This is a genomic window from Pseudomonas sp. NBRC 111140, assembly GCF_001320885.1.
Classification (GTDB): Bacteria; Pseudomonadota; Gammaproteobacteria; order Pseudomonadales; family Pseudomonadaceae; genus Aquipseudomonas; species Aquipseudomonas putida_P.
The window spans coordinates 1-16,556 of record NZ_BCBQ01000116.1 but is presented as its reverse complement, the minus strand read 5'-3'; the positions used below and the strand labels follow the sequence as shown (position 1 = coordinate 16,556).

The 16,556-nt window shown below is 61.4% G+C and carries 15 protein-coding genes, 7 tRNA genes and 1 pseudogene; 19 read left to right on the top strand and 4 right to left on the bottom strand.

Annotated elements, in window-relative coordinates; translation table 11 throughout:
* The 6 genes and pseudogenes from APH42_RS30320 to APH42_RS25890 all read left to right on the top strand — a co-directional run.
* Positions 1 to 195 (top strand): annotated as a pseudogene (locus tag APH42_RS30320) (hypothetical protein); the annotation flags it as partial.
* Positions 196 to 440: 245 nt separating this feature from the next.
* Positions 441 to 1,076 carry a TetR/AcrR family transcriptional regulator gene (locus APH42_RS25910; RefSeq protein WP_012271171.1) on the top strand — a complete coding sequence of 212 codons (636 nt, stop codon included), beginning with the start codon at positions 441 to 443 and terminating at the stop codon, positions 1,074 to 1,076.
* 110 nt (positions 1,077 to 1,186) lie between these two features.
* On the top strand, positions 1,187 to 2,155 hold the full coding sequence (locus tag APH42_RS25905; RefSeq protein WP_012271172.1) for a GTP 3',8-cyclase MoaA: 969 nt from the start codon (positions 1,187 to 1,189) through the stop codon (positions 2,153 to 2,155).
* Positions 2,156 to 2,221: 66 nt separating this feature from the next.
* Positions 2,222 to 2,827 carry a DUF4823 domain-containing protein gene (locus APH42_RS25900; RefSeq protein WP_012271173.1) on the top strand — a complete coding sequence of 202 codons (606 nt, stop codon included), beginning with the start codon at positions 2,222 to 2,224 and terminating at the stop codon, positions 2,825 to 2,827.
* Between the two features lie 10 nt (positions 2,828 to 2,837).
* Positions 2,838 to 3,398: a DUF1285 domain-containing protein gene (locus APH42_RS25895; RefSeq protein WP_060494534.1), complete on the top strand. Its 561-nt coding sequence runs from the start codon at positions 2,838 to 2,840 to the stop codon at positions 3,396 to 3,398.
* 135 nt (positions 3,399 to 3,533) lie between these two features.
* Positions 3,534 to 3,935: a cupin domain-containing protein gene (locus APH42_RS25890; RefSeq protein ID WP_012271175.1), complete on the top strand. Its 402-nt coding sequence runs from the start codon at positions 3,534 to 3,536 to the stop codon at positions 3,933 to 3,935.
* Positions 3,936 to 3,993: 58 nt separating this feature from the next.
* On the opposite strand, the gene APH42_RS25885 is transcribed toward APH42_RS25890, so the two are convergent.
* Both APH42_RS25885 and APH42_RS25880 read right to left on the bottom strand, forming a co-directional pair.
* Positions 3,994 to 4,069, bottom strand: a tRNA-Asn gene (locus tag APH42_RS25885).
* A 62-nt stretch (positions 4,070 to 4,131) separates the two neighbouring features.
* The gene (locus APH42_RS25880) at positions 4,132 to 5,328 is read right to left on the bottom strand and encodes an amino acid aminotransferase (protein WP_060494533.1); all 1,197 of its coding nucleotides are present in this window, start codon (positions 5,326 to 5,328) and stop codon (positions 4,132 to 4,134) included.
* Positions 5,329 to 5,615: 287 nt separating this feature from the next.
* On the opposite strand from APH42_RS25880, the gene uvrB reads away from it, so the two are divergent.
* Entirely contained in the window at positions 5,616 to 7,631 is a 2,016-nt protein-coding gene (gene uvrB, locus APH42_RS25875; RefSeq protein WP_012271177.1) for an excinuclease ABC subunit UvrB, read from the top strand.
* Positions 7,632 to 7,702: 71 nt separating this feature from the next.
* Here the strand turns inward: uvrB and APH42_RS25870 are convergent, their stop codons facing one another.
* Positions 7,703 to 9,193: an MDR family MFS transporter gene (locus APH42_RS25870; RefSeq protein ID WP_171577272.1), complete on the bottom strand. Its 1,491-nt coding sequence runs from the start codon at positions 9,191 to 9,193 to the stop codon at positions 7,703 to 7,705.
* 49 nt (positions 9,194 to 9,242) lie between these two features.
* On the bottom strand, positions 9,243 to 10,298 hold the full coding sequence (locus APH42_RS25865; RefSeq protein ID WP_012271179.1) for an HlyD family secretion protein: 1,056 nt from the start codon (positions 10,296 to 10,298) through the stop codon (positions 9,243 to 9,245).
* A 143-nt stretch (positions 10,299 to 10,441) separates the two neighbouring features.
* Between APH42_RS25865 and gltX the strand changes: the two genes are divergently transcribed.
* From gltX to APH42_RS25805, 12 genes are all read left to right on the top strand, one after another.
* Positions 10,442 to 11,923: a glutamate--tRNA ligase gene (gltX, locus tag APH42_RS25860; RefSeq protein ID WP_012271180.1), complete on the top strand. Its 1,482-nt coding sequence runs from the start codon at positions 10,442 to 10,444 to the stop codon at positions 11,921 to 11,923.
* A gap of 281 nt (positions 11,924 to 12,204) precedes the next feature.
* Positions 12,205 to 12,280 (top strand) — tRNA-Ala (locus APH42_RS25855).
* A 72-nt stretch (positions 12,281 to 12,352) separates the two neighbouring features.
* A tRNA-Glu gene (locus tag APH42_RS25850) sits at positions 12,353 to 12,428 on the top strand.
* A 53-nt stretch (positions 12,429 to 12,481) separates the two neighbouring features.
* A tRNA-Ala gene (locus tag APH42_RS25845) sits at positions 12,482 to 12,557 on the top strand.
* Positions 12,558 to 12,599: 42 nt separating this feature from the next.
* Positions 12,600 to 12,675 (top strand) — tRNA-Glu (locus tag APH42_RS25840).
* A gap of 62 nt (positions 12,676 to 12,737) precedes the next feature.
* Positions 12,738 to 12,813, top strand: a tRNA-Ala gene (locus tag APH42_RS25835).
* Positions 12,814 to 12,855: 42 nt separating this feature from the next.
* A tRNA-Glu gene (locus tag APH42_RS25830) sits at positions 12,856 to 12,931 on the top strand.
* Between the two features lie 173 nt (positions 12,932 to 13,104).
* Positions 13,105 to 13,644, top strand: coding sequence for a TetR/AcrR family transcriptional regulator (locus APH42_RS25825; protein WP_060494535.1), 540 nt, complete (start codon positions 13,105 to 13,107; stop codon positions 13,642 to 13,644).
* A gap of 15 nt (positions 13,645 to 13,659) precedes the next feature.
* On the top strand, positions 13,660 to 14,493 hold the full coding sequence (locus APH42_RS25820) for an alpha/beta fold hydrolase (protein WP_060494532.1): 834 nt from the start codon (positions 13,660 to 13,662) through the stop codon (positions 14,491 to 14,493).
* A gap of 108 nt (positions 14,494 to 14,601) precedes the next feature.
* Entirely contained in the window at positions 14,602 to 15,036 is a 435-nt protein-coding gene (locus APH42_RS25815) for a thioesterase family protein (RefSeq protein WP_012271183.1), read from the top strand.
* A 51-nt stretch (positions 15,037 to 15,087) separates the two neighbouring features.
* Positions 15,088 to 16,059: a tRNA-dihydrouridine synthase gene (locus tag APH42_RS25810; RefSeq protein ID WP_060494531.1), complete on the top strand. Its 972-nt coding sequence runs from the start codon at positions 15,088 to 15,090 to the stop codon at positions 16,057 to 16,059.
* A gap of 172 nt (positions 16,060 to 16,231) precedes the next feature.
* Positions 16,232 to 16,556, top strand: a 325-nt coding sequence (locus tag APH42_RS25805) for an Hsp20 family protein (RefSeq protein ID WP_060494530.1), incomplete at its 3' end; no start/stop codon positions are given.

Sequence of the window (16,556 nt, the reverse complement as noted above, 5' to 3'; positions counted from 1 at the left end):
AAGATCAAGATCAAGATCAAGATCAAGATCAAGATCAAGATCAAGATCAAGATCAAGATCAAAAGCACAGTACAAATGTCGAGCGGGAGTGCGGGCCGCTTTGCGGCCCGTCGCGTAAGCAAAAAAAACCCGGGTTCTGGGGGAGGAATCCGGGTTAAGACCATTAGGAGTAAAACAAAGGTACGCGGTCCCTGAGCACCTTTATCGGCGCGCCACTTGGGGGGGATGCGCCGCGCCAACACTTCAAGTATTGGTCAGGTTTGGCGCAGTGCCAGTGCATATTGGTCGTTTTTTAAACAGATTTGGAATACGCCGCCGTTCCGTTCCTCCCGCATCGCATGGCCGTATGCATCGTGAAACACTGCCATGCTTGGATGATCCGTGCAATTTCCCGCAAGTTAGGCATAATAAACCGCTTCGATTGTCATCCAGTCCTTCCCATGCAGAAAGAACCTCGTAAGGTCCGTGAGTTTCGCCGTCGCGAACAGGAAATCCTCGACACCGCGCTCAAGCTGTTTCTCGAACAGGGCGAAGACAGCGTCACCGTCGAGATGATCGCCGACGCCGTGGGCATCGGCAAAGGCACGATCTACAAGCACTTCAAGTCCAAGGCGGAAATCTACCTGCGCCTGATGCTCGACTACGAGCGCGACCTGAACGCGCTGTTGCACTCGGCCGACGTCGACCGTGACAAGGAAGCCCTGTCGCGCGCCTACTTCGAGTTCCGCATGCGCGATCCGCAACGTTACCGGCTGTTCGATCGCCTTGAAGAAAAGGTGGTCAAGGGCAACCAGGTGCCAGAAATGGTCGAGCAGTTGCACAGCATCCGCGCTTCCAACTTCGATCGCCTGACCCAACTGATCAAGGGTCGTATCAGCGAAGGTAAACTCGAAGACGTGCCGCCGTACTTCCATTACTGCGCCGCCTGGGCGCTGGTGCATGGCGCCGTGGCGCTGTACCACTCGCCGTTCTGGAGCAATGTATTGGAAGACCAGGAAGGCTTCTTCCAGTTTCTGATGGACATTGGCGTGCGTATGGGCAACAAGCGTAAGCGCGACCCGGAACCAACCAACTGAAGCGCTTCGTCACTTCCCGCTGAAGCCGGTAGGGTGCGGTGGGGGCTTGCAAAAACCTGATTTATGAGTTAGGTTTCGCCTGCCCCTCATCATCCATGCCGGAGTCATTCATGATTGTCGATCGTCAAGGCAGGCGCTTTCGCAACCTGCGTGTCAGCCTGACGGCTGCCTGCAATTACGCCTGCACTTACTGCGTACCCGACGGTAAGCGCCTGGTGGCGGCGCAGGACGAACTCTCAGCAGACTCCCTGGCCCGTGGCGTGGCCTACCTGATTGAAGCTGCCGGCGTCGAGCGCCTGCGCATCACCGGCGGTGAACCGCTGATCAGCCCGCGCCTGGACGCCTTTCTGGCTGGCGTGGCCAAACTTGACCTCGACGATATCTCGCTGACTACCAATGGCCAGCTGCTGGAGCGCAAATTGCCGCAGTTGCAGGCGGCCGGTATTCGTCGCCTGAATGTTTCCCTCGACACCCTCGACCCGCAAGCCTTCCGCCGTATCGCCCGAGGCGGCGACTTGGCCTGCGTGCTGGCGGGTATGCAGCAAGCCAGCACCCTGGGCATGCAGGTGAAAGTGAACATGGTGCCGATGCGTGGGCAGAACCTCGACCAGGTGCTGCCGCTGCTGGAATACTGTCTTGAGCGCGGCTTCGAGTTGCGCTTCATCGAACTGATGCGCATGGGCCATCTGGCCCGTGATCACAATGCTTTCCTGCAGCAGTTCGTCGGCCTCGACCAGCTGCTCACGCTGATTGGCGGCAAGCATACCTATGCCCAGGTCGACGCGCCCTTGGATGCCACTGCCTTGCGTTATCAAATCCCCGGCAAGGGCTACTTCGGTGTTATCGCCAACGAGACTGTGCCGTTTTGCCGTACCTGCTCACGGTTGCGCCTGTCTTCAACGGGCTGGTTGCATGGCTGTCTGTCGTCAGGCAACCGCCACTTCGTCGGTGACCTGCTGGAAAAGCCACGCCATCAGGCGCTGCCAGCCCTGCAACGGTTGTTGGTCAAGGCGTTGGCAGACAAGCAGGAGCTGGCGTTTTCCGGGGGCGTTACGGTGATGAAGGTGATCGGTGGCTGAAGCTGGCGCAAAAGCTGCATCCGCCGGCTATTCGCCGGTTTTTCGTCGCCGGCCACTGGAGGAAAGATGCGTAGCCTGGTCTTGCTGCTGGCGCTGATGGCGCTGGGCGGCTGCATGAATGTCAGTGATATGGGCGAGGGCGTTCGCTATCACATGAGCGATGCCGGTCTGCTGGATCACAGTGAAACCCGCCGCACCTTGTCGATCCGCCTGCAACCGGACTCGTTCATTTTCATCGGCCAGGGTGCATTCGTGCCGCCGGGCAAGGGGCCAGTGCCACGGCAGAACGCAGTGGCAGAGCAAGCCTTCAAGAGCTTCGTCGAGTATTTCCCGCTGGTACGCCGCGCCCAGGGCCCGTTGGGCCTGGAGGAGGCCATTGCCCAGGCGCGCTCGGTAGGCGCCGATTACGTGTTGTATACGCGTTTCGCGCGCACCGACGACCGCATCGGCAATGGTGACGAGTGGTACGACGAACAGGCCGTCGACCGCGTGGGTTGGGACAGTGGCGTGGTGCAGATGATGCTGATCGAAACCAATACCCGCTACCTGATCGACACCGCCCGCATCAAGAGTCGTGGCGGTTTGTTGACGTTCCACGACAATACCCCGGAGGATTTGCTTGGTGCGCCGATGCGCGAGTACGCTCGTAGCCTTCTGGGCATGAGTGAATGAGGCAAGCGTGATGAGCGATTCCGGCAAGGCCAATGACCTTCTGGCGCAGATCCCCAAGGCCAAGGGCCTGCCGCCGGTGCATCTGTGGAACCCGGACTTCTGCGGCGACATCGACATGCGCATCGCCCGCGATGGCACCTGGTACTACCTGGGCACGCCGATCGGGCGCAAACCGATGGTGCGGCTGTTTTCTACCATCATTCGCCGCGATGGCGATGACTATTTCCTGATTACTCCGGTCGAGAAGGTTGGCATTCGCGTTGACGATGCCCCGTTCGTGGCTGTAGCGCTGGACGTGCAGGGCAAGGGCAAGCAGCAAGTGCTGCGCTTTACCAGCAATGTCGAGGACCAGGTCGAGGCCGGGCCGGACAATCCTCTGCGGGTGGTCATCGATCCGGTGACGCAGGAGCCGTCGCCGTATGTGCTGATGCGCAGCAACCTTGAGGCGTTGATACACCGCAATGTGTTCTACCAACTGGTGGAGCTGGCGGTGCCGCGTGAGATCGAGGGTGAGGAATGGCTTGGAGTATGGAGCCAGGGCGAGTTTTATCCGATTGGGCGCAGCAGCTGAATGCTCTGTTGCCAGTGCCCGCGAAAGGCCGGCACTGGCAACAATCGGCCTCCTGATTTTCCCCAGGATTGGCCATTTGTCTTCAGCCTGTCAGGGCCTAACCTGCTGGCAATTGCCATCCAGGAGAAGCCCAGCATGAAACCCTCAACGCTCATCCTCTTCGCTCTGCTCGCCGCCCAAACCCCCGCCTGGGCCCACGGCGACGTTGCCGACCAGGTCACAGTCCTGCAGCAGCAACAACCCTCGAATGCCCCCGGCAAAACCGCCGTCATGCTTACCGTCAGCTACGCACCCGGCGAAGCGTCCCCTGCGCATCAGCACCCAGGTGCAGTGATGGCCTACGTGCTGGAAGGTGCGGTGGTATCGAAGCTCAACAACGAGCAGGAAAAGACCTACAAGGCCGGCCAGTACTGGTACGAGGCGCCCGGCACCGTGCATAGCGTGTCACGTAATGCCAGCAAGACCCAGCCTGCCAAGCTGCTGGTCTGGAGCCTGGTGGATGAGGGCAAGCCGGTGACCGAAGCGCTGGGCCAATAAACCCGATGCAACGAAAAAGCCCCCAGTTGCTTGCGCATCTGGGGGCTTTTTCAGTGTTTGGCTCCGCGACCTGGACTCGAACCAGGGACCCAATGATTAACAGTCATTTGCTCTACCGACTGAGCTATCGCGGAATCTGCGCGTATCTTACTGATTGCCCAGGGGAAGTCAAGCCACCCCTAGGCAAAACAATGAGTTACAGCACTTCCACGATAGCCTTGGTGACCACATGGATGTTGCTCTGGTTCAGCGCGGCCACGGCGATACGGCCGGTGTCCAGGGCGTAGATGCCGAAATCGTTCTTCAGGCGGGCCACCTGATCAACGGTCAGGCCCGAGTAGGAGAACATGCCGACCTGGCGGCCAACGAAGCTGAAGTCGCGACTGGCGCCATATTCGGCCAGCAGCGAAACCATCTGCTTGCGCATGCCGTGGATGCGCTGGCGCATTTCGCCCAGTTCGGTTTCCCACATCTGGCGCAGTTCGGCGCTGTTCAGCACGGTGGCTACGATGGTTGCACCGTGGGTTGGTGGGTTGGAGTAAGTGGTGCGGATCACGCGCTTGACCTGCGACAGCACGCGAGTGCTCTCGTCCTTGGAGGCGGTGACGACCGACAGTGCGCCGACGCGCTCGCCGTACAGCGAGAACGATTTGGAGAACGAGCTGGAAACAAAGAACTCCAGGCCCGACTCGGCGAACAGGCGAACGGCGAAGGCGTCTTCGGCGATGCCATCACCAAAGCCCTGGTAGGCCATGTCGAGGAACGGCACGTGGCCCTTGGCCTTGACCACCTCCAGGACATTTTTCCAGTCGTCCAGGTTCAGGTCGACGCCGGTCGGGTTGTGGCAGCAGGCGTGCAGCACGACGATCGAGCCCGATGGCAGGGCGTTGAGGTCTTCCAGCATGCCGCCGCGGTTCACATCGTTGGTCGGCGCATCGTAGTAGCGATAGGTCTGCACCGGGAAACCGGCCGACTCGAACAGCGCGCGATGGTTTTCCCAGCTTGGGTCGCTGATGGCGACCACGGCGTCAGGCGAGATGCGCTTGAGGAAGTCGGCACCGATTTTCAGTGCGCCGGTACCACCGACGGCCTGTACGGTGACCACACGGCCAGCGGCCAGCAGTGGCGACTCGGCGCCGAAGATCAGCTTTTGCACGGCCTGGTCATAAGTGGCGATGCCGTCGATCGGCAGGTAGCCGCGCGAGGCGTGCTGTGCGGCACGCTGGGTCTCGGCTTCGATCACGGCGCGCAGCAGCGGGATGCGGCCTTCCTCATTGCAGTACACGCCCACGCCCAGGTTGACCTTATCGGTACGTGGGTCGGCGTTGAATGCTTCGTTGAGGCCCAGGATAGGGTCGCGGGGTGCCAGCTCGACAGCGGAAAACAGGCTCATTGTTACTTCGGCTCTGATTGGAGAGTGATAGGACGTACACGCTCCAGCCGAATGCACTGAAGCGGTGCACAAACGGGGAGTCAGTATAGTGATACCGACCGGTCACCGCGACACTCTGGCGCAGCTTTTCCGGTTATTTGCGCAAATATTTTTCGACCATTGGTCTAATTGCCGGGTCCACCGTTACACGCGTTCACAGCTATGCCTTGAAAGCGCCCCCGAGCGGGCGCATTTGGGTATAGACTACTGGCTAAATTTACAGTTACCGCAGCGCCGCGAGGTCCGTCATGTCCGAGTTCCAGCTCGTCACCCGTTTCCAGCCGGCAGGCGACCAGCCCGAGGCCATCCGCCAGTTAGTCGAAGGCATCGAGGCGGGGCTGTCGCACCAGACGCTGCTCGGCGTGACGGGCTCGGGCAAGACCTTCAGCATTGCCAACGTCATCCAGCACGTGCAGCGCCCGACGTTGGTGCTGGCGCCGAACAAGACCCTGGCCGCACAGCTGTACGGCGAGTTCAAGGCGTTCTTCCCCAACAATGCGGTGGAGTACTTCGTCTCCTATTACGACTACTACCAGCCGGAAGCCTACGTGCCGTCGTCGGACACCTTCATCGAGAAGGACGCCTCGATCAACGACCACATCGAGCAGATGCGCCTGTCGGCGACCAAAGCGCTGCTGGAGCGGCGCGACGCCATCATCGTCACCACCGTCTCGTGCATCTATGGCCTGGGCAGCCCCGAGACCTACCTGAAAATGGTCCTGCACGTGGACCGTGGCGACAAGCTCGACCAGCGCGCGCTGCTGCGCCGCTTGGCGGACTTGCAGTACACCCGCAATGAAATGGACTTTGCCCGTGCCACCTTCCGCGTGCGGGGCGATGTGATCGACATTTTCCCGGCGGAATCGGACCTGGAGGCCATCCGCATCGAGCTGTTCGATGATGAGGTGGAGAACATCGCCGCCTTCGACCCGCTGACCGGCGAGGTTTTCCGCAAGCTGCCGCGTTTCACCTTCTATCCCAAGAGCCACTATGTCACCCCGCGTGAAACGCTGCTGGAAGCAGTGGAGGGCATCAAGGAAGAACTGAAGGAGCGCCTGGAATACCTGCACAAGGCCAACAAGCTGGTCGAGGCGCAGCGCCTGGAGCAACGCACCCGCTTCGACCTGGAGATGATCCTCGAGCTTGGCTACTGCAATGGCATCGAAAACTACTCGCGCTATCTGTCCGGGCGCCCGGCCGGGGCGCCGCCGCCTACCCTGTACGACTACCTGCCGCCCGATGCGCTGCTGGTGATCGACGAATCCCACGTCAGCGTTCCGCAGGTCGGCGCCATGTACAAGGGCGACCGCTCACGCAAGGAAACCCTGGTCGAGTATGGCTTTCGCATGCCTTCGGCACTGGACAACCGGCCGATGCGTTTCGACGAGTGGGAGGATGTCAGCCCGCAGACCATTTTCGTTTCAGCGACCCCTGGCCCCTACGAAGCAGAGCATGCCGGGCGCGTGGTGGAGCAGGTGGTGCGCCCGACCGGCCTGGTCGACCCGCAGGTCGAAATACGCCCGGCGCTGACTCAGGTCGATGACTTGTTGTCCGAGATCCGCAAGCGTGTCGCGGCAGGCGAGCGTGTGCTGGCGACAACCCTGACCAAGCGCATGGCCGAAGACCTTAGCGACTACCTGGCCGATCACGACGTGCGGGTGCGCTATCTGCACTCGGACATTGACACTGTAGAGCGAGTGGAGATTATCCGTGACCTGCGCCTGGGCACCTTCGACGTGCTGGTAGGTATCAACCTGCTGCGCGAAGGCTTGGACATGCCCGAGGTCTCACTGGTGGCGATCCTCGATGCGGACAAGGAAGGCTTCCTGCGTTCCGAGCGCTCACTGATTCAGACCATTGGCCGTGCTGCGCGTAACCTCAATGGCCGGGCCATCCTCTACGCCGACAATGTGACGGGCTCGATGCAGCGAGCGATCGATGAAACCGAGCGCCGCCGCGAGAAGCAGATCGCGTTCAACGAGGCCAACGGTATCGTGCCCAAGGGCGTGGTCAAGGACATCACCGACATCCTGGAAGGTGCCACGGTACCTGGCGCGCGCAGCAAGAAGCGCAAGGGCATGGCCAAGGCGGCGGAGGAGAGCGCCCGTTACGAGGCCGAACTGCGTACGCCGGGCGAGATCACCAAGCGTATCAAGCAGTTGGAGGAGAAAATGATGCAGTTCGCTCGCGACCTAGAGTTCGAGGCTGCGGCGCAGTTGCGCGACGAGATCAGCCAGTTGCGCGAGCGGTTGATTACCAGCTGAAGTATGACGTGGGGGCGGCCTTGTGTCGCGAAAGAGCCGCCCCCACGGTGGCCGCGTAGCACCTTGAGTGTTTAATGTGCTTCCCCGGCTTTCAACCCTTCCGGCAACTTCCGGGTCAGCAACACCGCCACCATGCTTACCGCCAAGCCTATCCCGACAAAATGGAACGCATCGTTGTAAGCCATGATCATGGCCTGCTGGTGGGTAATCTCGCTCAGCTTGCCCAGCGCCGCGTTGTCATTGCCCAAGCGCTCCGCCAGTTGCGCCAGCCTTTCCGCTACCTGGGGGTTGCTCGGCACTACCGATTCGCGAAGGTAGTCGAAATACACCTTGGTCCGCGCATCCAGCAGGGTGGCCAGCAGGGCAATGCCGATGGCCCCGCCCAGGTTACGCAGGATATTGAACAAGCTCGACGCCGACCCTGCATCCTGCGGCTGGATATACGCTGTGGCGATCAGCGAAATGGTCACCATGATCATCGGTTGACCCAGGGCGCGGATGATCTGGATGTGGTTGAACTGCGGCCCGGCAAAGTCCGGGTTGAGCACCCCAGAGCCGAAACTGGCAGCCCCGAACAGGCAGAACCCCAACGCGCACAACACCTTGGGTGACACCACCTTCATCAGTTGCGGCACCAAGGGGATCAGGAACAGCTGCGGAATACCCATCCACATGATCACCTCGCCAATCTGCAAGGCGTTGTAGCCCTGCACCTGCGCCAGGTACAGCGGCAACAGGTAGATCGACCCGTACAGGCCCACACCCATGCCCAGGCTGGCGATGCTCGACAGGCCGAAGTTGCGGTTACCCAGAATGCGCAGGTTGATCAGCGGGTGCGGTTTGGAAAACTGCAAGATGACGAAGGTGATCAGGCTGACCAGGGCCACACTCCCCAGGCCGACGATGAGGTTCGACTCCAGCCAGTCCTTGCGGTGGCCTTCTTCCAGAAACACCTGCAGGCAGCCTAACCCCAGGCCCAGGGTGACGATGCCGGCGTAATCGGTGCTTTTCAGCAGTTCCCAGTGCGCTTCTTTCTTCTCCAGGCCATACATCAGGCCGGCAATCATCACCAGGCCTGGTGGGATGTTGATGTAGAAGATGTACTCCCAGCCCCAATTCTCGGTCAGCCAGCCGCCCAGGGTGGGGCCGATGGAGGGCGCGAAAGTGGCGGTCATGGCGAACATCGCCATGCCCTTGGCGCGGTGGTGCTCGGGCAGCTTGATCAGTGTCAGGGTAAATGCCAGCGGAATCAGCGCGCCGCCGGTGAAACCCTGCAAGGCGCGAAACAGGATCATGCTCTCCAGGTTCCAGGCCATCGAGCACAGCAGCGACGACAGCAGGAAGCCGCCCGATACCCACACGGCCAGGCGCCGCGCCGACAGCAGCTGTACCAGCCAGGCCGTCAGCGGGATCATGATGATTTCCGCCACCAGGTACGAAGTGGAAATCCATGAGCCTTCTTCCAGCGTCGCTGACAATGCGCCCTGAATGTCCTTCAACGAGGAGTTGGTGATCTGGATGTCCAGCACCGCCATGAAGGCACCGAGCATCACGCTCATCACTGCGATCCAGTCGCGCCGAGTCGGCTCCGCAGTGGGGCGGAGCAACGTATCACCGGCCATGTTGGCCTTCGTCTTCGCGGCGCAAGTCGACGGTGGCGGTGACCGACATGCCAGGGCGGATACGCCCGTGCAACGGGTTGTCGGCGCTGAAGGTGAGTTTTACCGGGATACGCTGCACCACCTTGGTGAAGTTGCCGGTGGCGTTGTCTGGCGGCAGCAGGCTGAACTGCGCGCCCGAGGCGGCGAACAGGCTGTCCACCCGCCCTTCGATGGGGGTGTCGGGGTAGCTGTCGAACAACAGCTCGGCACGCTGGCCAGGCTGCATGTGGCCAATCTGGGTTTCCTTGAAGTTGGCCTGCACCCAGATATCTTCGTCCGGCACGATCGACAGCAGGTAAGCGCCGGCCTGTACCACCTGGCCATTGCGCGCATTGCGCTGGCCGATGGTACCGCTGATGGGCGCGCGGATTTCGCAGCGGGTCAGGTTCAGCTCGGCCTGGGCCAGGTCGGCGCGGGCGTTGGCAATTTGCGCATCCAGGCGTTTCAGGTCGGCGTTCAGGGCGTTGACCTGCTGGCGCTGGCTCTGCAAGTCGGCCCGGGCCTTGTCGACCTGGGAGCCGGCAACATGGCTGTCCGCCGACAGGGTGGTGACCCGCTCTTCGGAGACATAACCCGGCTTGCGCAACTTCTCGGCGCGGCTCAGGTCCAGGCGTGAGCGGTCGAACGTGGCCTGGTTGGCCGCCACCTGAGCCTGGCCAGCGGCAATCAGGCTACCTTGTTGGGTCAGGCGGCTCTGTGCCTGCGCGTACTCGGCTTCGCGGGTGGCCAAGGCGGCGTGTGCGCGCTCGACAGCCAGTTCGAAGTCGGCGGCTTCCAGGCGCACCAGCAGGTCGCCCTTGTTGACGTGCTGGTTGTCCTCGACCGGCACAGTGTCGATACGTGCGCCAAGCTGGCTGGAGATACGGGTGATCTCGCCCTGCACATAGGCATTGTCGGTGCTCTCGTAGAAGCGGCCCTTGAAGTACCAGTGGGCCAGGAAGGCGAGGGCGATGATGGCCACCAGAGTAAAGAAGATCGCCAGGCGGCGTTTGAGTTGAGCAGGCATGGGGACTATCGTTCCAAAAATGTAAACAAATTTAACAGCGCCGCAGGGCCTGTCGACAAGTGACGTTCGCGCCATTGCTGGAGCCCGGTGCCTGCCTCCTGCTAACATCCCGCCTTTGTTTCATCTTTCGTTCGAGACTCTCCATGACCACCGTACGCACGCGTATCGCGCCATCGCCTACCGGCGACCCCCATGTCGGCACCGCCTACATCGCCTTGTTCAACTACTGCTTTGCCAAGCAGCACGGCGGTGAGTTCATCCTGCGCATCGAAGACACCGACCAGCTGCGCTCCACGCGCGAGTCGGAGCAGCAAATCTTCGACGCCTTGCGTTGGCTCGGCATCGAATGGAACGAAGGTCCGGACGTGGGCGGCCCGCATGGCCCATACCGGCAGAGCGAGCGTGGCGATATCTACGCCAAATACGCCAAGGAACTGGTTGACGCCGGCCACGCCTTCTACTGCTTCTGCACCGCCGAAGAGCTGGAGCAGATGCGCGCCGAGCAGCAAGCTCGCGGCGAAACCCCACGCTATGACGGCCGCGCGCTGCTGTTGAGCGCCGAAGAAGTGCAGCGCCGCCTGGATGCTGGCGAGCCGCACGTGATCCGTATGAAGGTCCCGAGCGAAGGTATCTGCGTGGTGCCGGACATGCTGCGCGGCGATGTCGAAATCCCGTGGGACCGCATGGACATGCAGGTGCTGATGAAGAACGACGGCCTGCCGACGTACTTCCTGGCCAACGTGGTCGACGACCACCTGATGGGCATCACCCACGTGCTGCGTGGGGAAGAGTGGCTGCCGTCGGCACCCAAGCTGATCAAATTGTACGAGTACTTCGGCTGGGAGCAGCCCAAGCTGTGCTACATGCCGCTGCTGCGCAACCCGGACAAGTCCAAGCTGTCCAAGCGCAAGAACCCGACCTCGGTCACCTTCTACGAGCGCATGGGCTTCATGCCGGAAGCGATGCTCAACTACCTGGGCCGCATGGGCTGGTCGATGCCTGACGAGCGCGAGAAATTCTCGCTGGCCGAGATGGTCGAACATTTCGACCTGTCGCGTATCTCGCTGGGCGGCCCGATCTTCGACATCGAGAAGCTGTCCTGGCTCAATGGTCAGTGGCTGCGCGAGTTGCCGGTCGAAGAGTTTGCCACTCGTCTGCAGAAGTGGGCGTTCAACAGCGACTACATGATGAAGATCGCCCCGCATGTGCAGGGCCGGGTCGAGACTTTCAGCCAGGTTGCCCCGCTGGGCGGGTTCTTCTTCGAAGGTGCGCTGAAGCTGGATGCCAAGCTGTTCGAAAGCAAGAAACTGTCGGCCGACCAGGTGCGCCAGGTGATCCAGCTGATCCTGTGGAAGCTCGAAAGCCTGCGCCAGTGGGAAAAAGAGCGCATCACCGGTTGCATCCAGGCCGTGGTCGAGGCGTTGGAGTTGAAGCTGCGTGATGCCATGCCGCTGATGTTCGCCGCCATCACCGGCCAGGCCAGCTCGGTTTCGGTATTGGACGCCATGGAAATCCTCGGCCCCGACCTGACCCGCTACCGCCTGCGCCAGGCCCTGGACCTGCTGGGCGGTGTGTCTAAGAAAGAAAACAAAGAGTGGGAAAAGCTGCTGGCTTCCATCGCCTGATTCAGCTTTACCCCTAACCTGTAGGAGCGGGCTTGCCCGCGAATGCGATGGTAAATTCAACACCGCATTCGCGGGCAAGCCCGCTCCTGCAGGTTCAACTAAACCTCCAAGAACTGGGGCAGGGCGGTAAGTGATTGTTATCTGTGAAAATTTTTTTGAATATTTTGAAAAATTAGTTTGACAGCTTTGCAATCCGATCTTAATATGCGCCCCGTCCACAGCGATGAACGAAAACGAAACGCCAGGCACCCAGCCAGCGCTTCGGTTCAACGCGACATTGTGGGGCTATAGCTCAGCTGGGAGAGCGCCTGCATGGCATGCAGGAGGTCAGCGGTTCGATCCCGCTTAGCTCCACCAAATTCCGCTTAGCAGCCAAGGCTGATAAGCAAGACCGGGTCCAGCAACCGGGTCTTGAAGGTAAGAAGGTTCGTCCCCTTCGTCTAGTGGCCTAGGACACCGCCCTTTCACGGCGGTAACAGGGGTTCGAGTCCCCTAGGGGACGCCAGTTTTACACAAGCGATGTTTCACGATTTCGCTGGGCCGCGAGGCTATAAATCTGGGGCTATAGCTCAGCTGGGAGAGCGCCTGCATGGCATGCAGGAGGTCAGCGGTTCGATCCCGCTTAGCTCCACCAATTTTGCCGCGGTTCGCTTTGGCGGGCCGGCACGAAGGTTACGTCCCCTTCGTCTAGTGGCCTAGGACACCGCCCTTTCACGGCGGTAACAGGGGTTCGAGTCCCCTAGGGGACGCCACTTTTTCCTGCGTTTTGCAGGGCTTAAAAAGGCTCGTCGATTATTGATGAGCCTTTTGTTTCGGGGCTATAGCTCAGCTGGGAGAGCGCCTGCATGGCATGCAGGAGGTCAGCGGTTCGATCCCGCTTAGCTCCACCATTTCTGCCAGGGTTCACGCAAGTGGACCTTCGCGAAGGTTACGTCCCCTTCGTCTAGTGGCCTAGGACACCGCCCTTTCACGGCGGTAACAGGGGTTCGAGTCCCCTAGGGGACGCCACATTTACCCGCGTTTTGCGGGACTTTAAAGGCTCATTCGCTTATTGAATGGGCCTTTTGTTTTTCTCCCCTCTCCAAAAAACCACTACCGACCGACGGTTGAATATTTTGCTTGCCAAAAAATATGATGAGAATAATATTTCGATCATCATATTTTGCATGGTGAGTGCCCTGATGAGCGACAAGAAGAGCAGAACCCGTGAACGCATTCTGGAAGCTGCGCGCAGTGCGCTGATCCAGCATGGCCCGGCGGAGCCCAGCGTCAGTCAGGTGATGGGCGCGGCAGGCCTGACCGTCGGCGGCTTCTATGCCCACTTCGACAGCAAAGACGAGCTGATGCTCGAAGCATTCCGCCAGCTGTTGGGCGAGCGCCGCGCCTTGCTCGCCCAGATCGACCCCAATCTCGATGGTGCCGGGCGGCGTGCGCTGGCAGGGGCCTTCTACCTGTCGCGCAAGCACCGGGACGCCGAAGTGCACGCGTGCCCGTTGCCTAACTCGCTGGGCGAAATGCAGCGCCTGCCGGAGGTTTTCCGTGAGGTGCTGGCCGAGCACATCGAATTGATGACCGCCGCAATGGTTGACCGCCCTGAGGATGCCGACAAGGCGCTGGCCGACCTGGCGCTGATGGTCGGTGGCCTGGCGCTGGCGCGGGCCTTGGGTGCCAGTGACCTGTCTGACCGTATTCTGCGCGCCGCCAAATCGGCGGTGCTTTAACCCTGGAGCATGGCGATGACCACCCTGAGCTGGATTCGTGGTGTCAATGGCACCCTGGGCCGCCTGGCCCCTGAGCATGTCGCGGGCAAGATGCGTCGTGCCTTCATGACCCCGCGCAACCTGCCGCCGCGGGACTGGGAGCTGCCCATGCTGTCCAGCGCCGAGCGCATTACCCTGCGCTTCGGGCTGTCGGCCTTGCGTTGGGGCCAGGGGCCGACCGTGCTGCTGATGCATGGCTGGGAAGGGCGCCCGACCCAGTTTGCCGCCTTGATCGAAACCCTGGTCCAGGCCGGGCACACGGTAGTGTCGCTGGAGGGGCCGGGGCATGGGCGTTCGCCTGGCGAGCAGGCCAATGTGGTGCTGTTTGCCCGAGCGCTGCTTGAGGCTGCCGCCGAGTTACCGCCACTGCGTGCGGTCATTGGCCATTCCATGGGGGGGGCCAGTGTGTTGCTGGCCCTGCAGATGGGGTTGCGCACAGAATCGGCGGTAAGCATTGCGGCCCCGGCGCGGCTGCTAGGCGTGTTGCGAGGTTTTGCCCATCATCTGGGGTTGCCGGCGCGGGCACGGGCGGCGTTCATTCGCCAGATTGAGCGGGATGTGGGCATGCAGATCGCGCGGCTGGATGTGACCGGTTACCAGCTGGAATTGCCGGGGTTGGTGGTGCATGCCGCCGATGATGCCTTGGTGGCTCCCGATGAAGCCCATGTAATCCATAAGGCCTGGTTCGATAGCCGCCTGATGCTGCTGGAAGAGGGCGGCCACCAGCGGGTGCTGGCTGACCCGCGTCTGGGTGAAGCCGTGCTCGAATTGCTGGCCCGCGCAGCCGCACCGGCGCGGCAAAGCGCCTGATTGGCAGGCTGCCCCTGTCGTTGCAGGAGTGGCCGTGTCAGGGCGGTAGGGCTGGACATTCTTCTGCAGGTCGCTGCTAAATTCACTTTTTGCGCCAAGGAAGCGAACATGAGCTGGGACCTGGCAACACCCTTCGTCATCGACCTGCGCGTCGGCAGCGAGGATATCGACGGCCTCGGCCACGCCAACAATGCAGTCTATGTCACCTGGCTGGAGCGCTGCGCGTGGCGCCACTCCCAGCGCCTGGGCCTGGACCTGGCCGAGTATCGGCGCCTGGACCGGGCGATGGCCGTGGTGCGTCACGAAATTGATTATCTGGCTGCCGCCTACGAGGACGACGAGCTGCAACTGGCCACCTGGATCATCGATTGGGACCAGCGGCTGCGCATGACCCGGCGCTTCCAGCTCAAGCGCCCACGTGACGGTGTAACCCTGCTGCGCGCGCAAACCACCTTTGCCTGCATCGAGTTGTCCAGCGGTAAACCCAAGCGTATGCCGGCGGAATTCATCGAGGGTTACGGTCCGGCGCTGATCGGCGCCTGAATCGCCGGCAATTTTTGTTAGACTGCCGGCTTTTTACCCCGAGACCCCAACATGCAAATTGCCCTGGCCCCCATGGAGGGGCTGGTCGACAACATCCTGCGCGACGTGCTGACGCGCGTGGGCGGTATCGACTGGTGCGTCACCGAGTTCATTCGCGTGTGCGACCGCCTGCTGCCGCCTTCTTCGTTCGACAAGCTGGCGCCCGAATTACGCCAGGGCGCGCGCACGGCTGCCGGGGTGCCCATGCGCGTGCAGTTGCTGGGTTCGGACCCGGTGTGCCTGGCGGAGAACGCCGCGCTGGCTTGTGAATTGGGGGCGCCGGTGATCGACCTGAACTTCGGTTGCCCGGCCAAGACCGTGAACAAGTCACGCGGTGGTGCCGTGCTGCTCAAGGAGCCGGAGTTGCTGCATGCCATCGTGCGTGAAGTACGCCGTGCGGTTCCGGCGAATATCCCGGTCACGTCGAAGATGCGGCTGGGCTTCGACAGCCCTGATGGGGCGCTGGAGTGCGCCACGGCGCTGGCCGAAGGCGGTTCTGCGCACCTGGTGGTGCACGCACGGACCAAGGTCGAGGGCTACAAGCCACCCGCGCATTGGGAGTGGGTGGCGCGGGTACAGGATGTGGTCAAGGTGCCGGTGTTCGCCAATGGCGAGATCTGGACCGTCGACGACTGGCGGCGTTGCCGTGAAGTCAGTGGGGCCGAAGATATCATGCTGGGCCGTGGGCTGGTGTCGCGCCCAGACCTGGGCCTGCAGATAGCCGCCGCGCGTGAGGGGCGCGACTATCAGCCGATGAGCTGGGATGACCTGCTGCCGTTGTTGCGCGAGTTCTGGCGCCAGGCCCAGAACAAGTTGTCGCCGCGCTATGCGCCAGGGCGGATGAAGCAGTGGCTGGCGATGTTGACCCGCAGTTACCCCGAAGCGGTGGTGTTGTTTGCCGAGTTGCGTCGGGAGGATGATTGCGCGCGGATCAGCCGTTTGCTTGGGGTTGAGCCTCAAGCTCTGGAAGCATGTGTTGCCTGAGTCGGCTGCTTCGCGGGGTTACCGACGAAGCAGCCACCAGATCCCGTGCAAGAAATCAGATTTTTTCTGCTTGCCCCTTGAAAGCATTTCCCTCGGCCATATCTCTTGAGTACGCGATGCCGAAGTCGGGTCGCGTAATGACTTACTTGCTGATTCTCAGGAGTTTATGACCATGACCACCGCTTTCTCTCTCGCTCCACTGTTCCGCCATTCCGTTGGTTTCGACCGTTTCAACGACCTGTTCGAGTCCGCGGCGCGTAATGAGGCCGGTAGCAGCTACCCGCCCTACAACGTGGAAAAGCATGGTGATGACCACTACCGCATCGTGGTTGCCGCAGCCGGATTCCAGGAGCAGGACCTCGACCTGCAGGTTGAAAAAGGTGTCCTGACCGTAACCGGTGGCAAGCGCGAAAATGGCGCCACTGAGGTGACCTACCTGCACCAAGGTATCGCGCAACGCGCCTTCAAGCTGTCGTTCCGCCTGGCCGACCATATCG